The sequence below is a fragment of the Streptomyces sp. NPDC058284 genome, assembly GCF_042881135.1.
Taxonomy (GTDB): domain Bacteria; phylum Actinomycetota; class Actinomycetes; order Streptomycetales; family Streptomycetaceae; genus Streptomyces.
In genome coordinates, this window is sequence record NZ_JBHVYE010000064.1 from 1 (window position 1) to 6,047 (window position 6,047).

Sequence of the window (6,047 nt, forward strand, 5' to 3'; positions counted from 1 at the left end):
TCGGCGCGCATGAAGAGCGCCATCACACCGCCGATGCAGAAGAACGCGAACGACGTGACCAGATACAGCGTGCCGATCGTCTTGTGGTCAGTGGTGGTCAGCCACTTGATGACGACGTTTCCCGGCTGCTTGCGCCTGACCGGCAGCTCGTCCTCGTACGAGTCTTCTGCTGCCGCGGCACCCTGGGGTTCGTTGAGGATGCTCACAGGTTGTTCGTCTCCCGGTTCTTCTCGTGGGGCGTCTGCTCGATGCCGGCCGGGATGTAACCGGTCTGGTTCTTCTTCACCAGGTCCTCGAGGTGCTGCTTGTAGCGCTCGGGAGAGACGACCTTGACGTTGAAGAGCATCCGGGAGTGGTCGACGCCGCAGAGCTCGGCGCACTTGCCCATGAAGGTGCCCTCCTTGTTCGGAGTCACCTCGAAGGCGTTGGTGTGGCCCGGGATGACGTCCTGCTTCATGAGGAACGGCACCACCCAGAAGGAGTGGATGACGTCACGCGAGGTGAGCACGAAGCGGACCTTCTCGCCCTTGGGGAGCCAGAGGGTCGGGCCGGGGTTGCCGTTCTGCGGGTTCCGCTCGCCGGGCGTGCCGACTTCGTAGACGCCGTTGGCCTTGGCCGGGAAGTCCTTGCGGAACTTGTCCGGGATGGCCGCCAGGTCCTTGGAGGTCCTGGCGTTGTCCTTGCCGCCGCCCGGAACGTTCTCGACGTAGTTGAAGCCCCAGCTCCACTGATAGCCGACCACGTTGATGGTGTGGGCCGGCTTCTCGTCGAGCTTGAGGAGCTTGGACTCGTCACGTGCCGTGAAGTAGAAGAGCACCGACACGATGATGAGGGGCACCACCGTGTACAGCGCCTCGATGGGCATGTTGTAGCGCGTCTGCGCCGGTACTTCCACCTTGGTGCGGCTGCGCCGGTGGAAGATGACGCTCCACAGGATCAGACCCCAGACCAGGACGCCCGTGGCGAGCGCTGCCGCCCACGAGCCCTGCCAGAGGGAGAGAATCCGCGGAGCCTCTTCCGTTACCGGGGTGGGCATTCCAAGGCGGGGGAAATCCTTGTATGTGCAACCGGTGGCGGTCGCCAGGATCAGGCCCGCAGTCAGCACCTGCGGCAGCTTCCGCCGCATCGGGCGCCGCGACGAGCGGTCGGAGCCGTTGGGACTCACGTAGCGCCTTCCCGAGAGTCTCGCCCGCGCGATCGGCTGCGGCCTTCACGCTGGTAGGTCGCCGCCCTGCGTCGGGCAGGGGTTTGGATGTTTATGCGGACCAAACCCTACTGGACGCTATTTGGGGTCGCGCGGGGAGGGTGCCTAACGCGCCGCGGGTCACTCCGAAGGGTGGGACGGGGCACTGTCGGGCGCTTTCTGACGGAGGGTCGGGGCGCCTGTGAGCTCGGCGGAATCTGCTGATCCGCGGGTGCGGGCCGGTGGGGGCTTGTCGCGCGGTTCCCCGCGCCCCTGGGGAGCGCCCCTTGCGGGGCGGCTCCCTCAGACGCTCCCCCGGAGCGTCTCGGCGAGCCGACGTCTTAGCGTGGGCGTGTGGCCTACTTCGATGTTGCTTCCTCCGCTCCCCTTCATCCCGTTGCGCGGCAGGCCCTGCTGGCCTCGTTGGACGAGGGGTGGGCCGATCCGGCGCGGCTGTACCGGGAGGGGCGGCGGGCCAGGCTGCTGCTCGACGCCGCGCGCGAGGCGGCCGCCGACGCGGTGGGGTGCCGACCGGACGAGCTGGTCTTCACCACCTCGGGGACCCGGGCCGTGCACTCCGGGATCGCGGGCGCGCTCGCGGCGCGTCGGCGTGTCGGGGACCACCTGATCGTGTCGGCCGTCGAACATTCGTCGGTACTCCATTCGGCCGAGGCCCATGAGCGCGGCGGCGGCGCGGTGACCGAGGTGCCGGTGGACCGGGGCGGGGCGGTGGCCCCCGACGGGTACGCCGACGCGCTGCGCGAGGACACCGCGCTCGCCTGTCTGCAGTCCGCCAACCACGAGGTCGGCACCGTGCAGCCGGTCGCCGAGGTCGCCGAGGTCTGCCGCGCCGCCGGGGTGCCGCTCCTGGTGGACGCCGCGCAGTCGCTGGCCTGGGGGCCCGTCGAGGGGGCCTGGTCGCTGCTGACCGGGAGCGCCCACAAATGGGGCGGCCCGGCGGGGGTCGGGCTGCTCGCTGTACGAAAAGGGGTGCGCTTCGCGGCGCAAGGTCCCGCCGACGAGCGGGAGTCGGGGCGTGCCGCCGGGTTCGAGAACATTCCGGCGGTCGTGGCGGCGGCGGCCTCGCTCCGGGCGGTGCGGGCCGAGGCCGCCGCGGAGGGGGCACGGCTGCGGGAGCTGACGGAGCGGATCAGGGCCCGGGTGCCGGGGCTCGTGCAGGACGTGGAGGTGGTGGGCGATCCGGTGCGGCGCCTTCCGCATCTCGTCACCTTCTCCTGTCTCTATGTCGACGGGGAGACGCTGCTGCACGAGCTCGACCGGGCGGACTTCTCCGTCTCGTCGGGGTCCTCGTGCACCAGCTCGACGCTGACGCCGAGCCATGTGCTGCGCGCCATGGGTGTGGTCAGCGAGGGGAACGTACGGGTGTCGCTGCCGTTCGGGGCCGACGAGGCGGACGTCGAGCGGTTCCTCGACGTGCTGCCCGGGGTCGTGCGGGGGGTCCGGGAGACGCTGGGGGCGCCGGTCGCGGGCGGGGACGGGTCCGCGGCGGCCGTCACCGTCGACGCGCTCGGGATGAGCTGCCCGCTGCCGGTCATCGAGCTGGCCAAGGCGGTCGGGCGGGTACGGGTGGGCGGCACCGTCACGGTCCTCGCCGACGACGAGGTGGCGGCCGTGGACATCCCCGCCTGGTGCTGGACGCGGGGGCAGGAGTACGTGGGCGAGCGGCCGGCGGACCACGGTGTCGCGTACGTGGTCCGCCGGAGCTCGTGACGTGCCGGGGCACTGCGGCCGGGTCAGGCCAGGTGCGGCTGGACCTCGGCGGCGGCCGCGTGGCCGTACGCCTTGGTGAAGCGGTCCATGAAGTTGCTGCGGCGCAGCTCGTACTCCTGCGTGCCGACGGTCTCGATGACCAGAGTGGCGAGCATGCAGCCGACCTGCGCGGCGCGCTCGTGGGAGACGCCCCAGGCGAGGCCGGAGAGGAAGCCCGCGCGGAACGCGTCGCCGACGCCGGTGGGCTCGACCTTCGCCTCCTCCTCCGGGACGCCGACCTCGACCGGGTCCTGGCCGACGGCCTCGATGCGGACGCCGTTCGCGCCGAGGGTGGTCACGCGGTGGCCGACCTTGGCGAGGATCTCGGCGTCGGTCCAGCCCGTCTTGGACTCGATGAGCCCCTTCTCGTACTCGTTGGAGAAGAGGTACGTCGCGCCGTCGAGGAGCGTGCGGATCTCCTCGCCCTCCATGCGCGCGATCTGCTGCGAGAAGTCGGCGGCGAAGGGGATCGCGCGGCTGCGGCACTCCTCGGTGTGCCGCAGCATCGCCTCGGGGTCGTCCGCGCCGATCAGGACGAGGTCGAGGCCGCCGACGCGGTCGGCCACCGTCTTCAGCTCGATGAGGCGGGCCTCGCTCATCGCCCCCGTATAGAAGGAGCCGATCTGGTTGTGGTCGGCGTCGGTGGTGCAGACGAAGCGTGCGGTGTGCAGCGTCTCGGAGATCCGGACCGAGGCGGTGTCGACGCCGTGCCGGTCGAGCCAGGCGCGGTACTCGTCGAAGTCGGAGCCCGCGGCGCCGACCAGGATGGGGGTGGTGCCGAGCTGCCCCATGCCGAAGGTGATGTTGGCGGCCACGCCGCCCCTGCGGACATCGAGGGCGTCGACGAGGAAGGACAGGGAGACCGTGTGCAACTGATCGGCGACCAGCTGGTCGGCGAAGCGGCCGGGGAAGGTCATCAGGTGGTCGGTGGCGATGGAGCCGGTGACTGCAATACGCACGGCTGGATGCTCCTGTGGAGGAGAGGAGGGATTGACAGTTCACGCTACCGGGTCGACACACGGTCGCTGAAGTGCCAAAACTACCCAATAGTAGGGCTTTTTTCGTGGGTGGCGAGATGCGTACGGTGCCGTTATGACCGTTATCCCGAAGGATGTCGCCCCGCGGCACCGCGCCGCACTCACCGTCGACGCACCCGAGAGCATGGAGACGCTGCGCGGGGACTGCGCCCGCATGGCACCGCACTGGACAGTGCCCGCCGTGGCCGCCTCCGCCCCCGTGCCGCCCTCGCTGATCCACGGGATCACCGTCCCTTCGGCGTCCGCACGGCTGATCGACGAAATGGCCGAGTACGGAGACTGAGCGAGGGCGGCAGATCCGAAAGACAGGCCTTGGCGCGCGTCGGTGTGAGGCCGGCGCGCGCGGAGGGGAACCGCACGCTCCCCTGCTGCGTCCCATCGCCGTCCCCCGTAAAGGGGAACGGAGCTACGACGAAGCCCAACTGTGGGATGCCAGGGGCACCCAGCTATGGGATGTCCGGGACAGCAGTGCAGTCGAAGGAGCGATGCGGTGAGCACCGAGCGATCGGATCATGAGGCGACCGAGCCGCAGCGGCGGCGTTCCCGCCTGGCCGTCGTCTCGGTCGCGGCCACCGTGCTGCTGGTCGGCGGCGGTGGCGCGTACTTCGCGGCGACCGCGTCCGGCGGTGGCGGCAACGGCGGCGGCGACGGGGCACCCGCGGGGGACGGCGGCACTCCGCCGCCACTCACCCTGGACGGGTATCCGGGCGACGACCGGCAGGACGGCGGCGGCAACGGCATCGCGCCGGGCGAGCCCGACCCGCACGGTGCCACGTACCGGGTGACCGGCACGCTGCCCGAAGGCCCGAAGTCGGCCGCCGTGTACCGCGCGCGCGGCGAGGTCACCCGGGCCGAGGTGCTGAAGCTGGCCGGGGCGCTCGGCGTGAGCGGCACGCCGACCTCGCGGGACGGCGCCTGGAAGATCGGCCCGGACCGCGACGGTTCGGGACCTTCCTTGCAGGTCAACATGGAGGCGCCCGGCACCTGGACGTACACCGCGCACGGCGTCGGCGGCACCGACAACTGCCTGAAGGGCAAGCCCTGTTCCGGCGCCGCCACGGGACCGGGCGGCGAGCTGGGTGACGCGGTGAGCGAGAAGGCCGCGAAGAAGGCGGCCGCTCCCGTCCTGAAGGCGCTGGGCCAGGACGACGCCAAGCTGGACGCCCGCCAACTGATGGGCGCCGTCCGGGTGGTGAACGCCGACCCGAAGATCGGCGGCCTGCCGACCTACGGCTGGTCGACCGGGATCCAGGTCGGTTCGGGCGGCGAAGTGGTCGGCGGAAGCGGCCAGTTGAAGGCGCCGGTCAAGGGCGCGACGTACCCGGTGATCAGCGCCCGTCAGGCCCTGGACCAGCTGAACAGGCCGGGCGGCGGCCACGGCCGCGTCGCGATCGGCGGCTGCGCGACCGCGGTGCCGCACGCCGACGACAGCACGAAGGCCGAGGGCGGCGGCGGGCCGGTGAAGCAGGCGCCCTGCGAGCCGTCGTCCGCGCCGCCGAAGCCGCAGCCGGTCGCCGTCAGCGGCGCCACGTTCGGCCTCGCGACGCACTCCGTGGACGGCCGCCAGACCCTCGTACCGTCCTGGCTGTTCGACGTGAAGCCGCAGGGCGCGCGGGACACCTTCACGGTGACGCACCCGGCGGTCGACCCCGCGTATCTGAGGTCACCCGGGGCCCCGGGCACGCCGCCGTCCGGCGGGAAGCCGGGCGGGGATCAGGGGGACGAGCGGAGCACGGCGCGGGTGGAGTCCTACAGCGCCGACGGGAAGTCGCTGACCGTGCACTTCTGGGGCGGGGTGTGCAGTGCGTACGCCGCGTCCGCGAAGGAGGACGGCGACCGCGTGACGGTCAAGGTCACCGAGACGCACGAGAAGGACAAGGTCTGCATCAAGATCGCCAAGAAGCTGTCGAGGACGGTCACGCTCGACAAGCCGCTCGGTGACCGCAAGGTCGTGGACGCCACGGGCGAGACCGTGCGGCGGAAGTAGCGGCGCGCGCGGCAAGCAAGTAACGAGCAGCACGTACGAAGGCGGCGGCCCCCCCGGAAGACCGGGGGGC

The 6,047-nt window shown here is 71.3% G+C and carries 5 protein-coding genes and 1 pseudogene; 3 read left to right on the top strand and 3 right to left on the bottom strand.

The genetic code is table 11. The features are described from left to right. Both ACFVYR_RS38030 and coxB read right to left on the bottom strand, forming a co-directional pair. Positions 1-206, bottom strand: a pseudogene (locus ACFVYR_RS38030) (cytochrome ubiquinol oxidase subunit I); the annotation flags it as partial. After that, positions 203-1,165, bottom strand: coding sequence for a cytochrome c oxidase subunit II (gene coxB, locus ACFVYR_RS38035; RefSeq protein ID WP_384263874.1), 963 nt, complete (start codon positions 1,163-1,165; stop codon positions 203-205). The gene coxB and the pseudogene ACFVYR_RS38030, both read right to left, overlap by 4 nt. A 372-nt stretch (positions 1,166-1,537) precedes the next feature. Here coxB and ACFVYR_RS38040 point away from each other — a divergent pair, with 372 nt between their 5' ends. Further along, positions 1,538-2,914, top strand: coding sequence for a cysteine desulfurase/sulfurtransferase TusA family protein (locus ACFVYR_RS38040; protein WP_384263872.1), 1,377 nt, complete (start codon positions 1,538-1,540; stop codon positions 2,912-2,914). A gap of 23 nt (positions 2,915-2,937) precedes the next feature. Here ACFVYR_RS38040 and ACFVYR_RS38045 read toward each other — a convergent pair whose 3' ends face one another. After that, positions 2,938-3,912, bottom strand: a complete 975-nt coding sequence (locus tag ACFVYR_RS38045) for a carbohydrate kinase family protein (protein ID WP_384263869.1) — start codon at positions 3,910-3,912, stop codon at positions 2,938-2,940. Between the two features lie 133 nt (positions 3,913-4,045). Here ACFVYR_RS38045 and ACFVYR_RS38050 point away from each other — a divergent pair, with 133 nt between their 5' ends. Next, positions 4,046-4,273, top strand: a complete 228-nt coding sequence (locus ACFVYR_RS38050) for a hypothetical protein (RefSeq protein ID WP_384263877.1) — start codon at positions 4,046-4,048, stop codon at positions 4,271-4,273. A gap of 207 nt (positions 4,274-4,480) precedes the next feature. Beyond that, the gene (locus ACFVYR_RS38055; protein ID WP_384263867.1) at positions 4,481-5,977 is read left to right on the top strand and encodes a hypothetical protein; all 1,497 of its coding nucleotides are present in this window, start codon (positions 4,481-4,483) and stop codon (positions 5,975-5,977) included. The last annotated feature ends 70 nt before the right edge of the window (positions 5,978-6,047 follow it).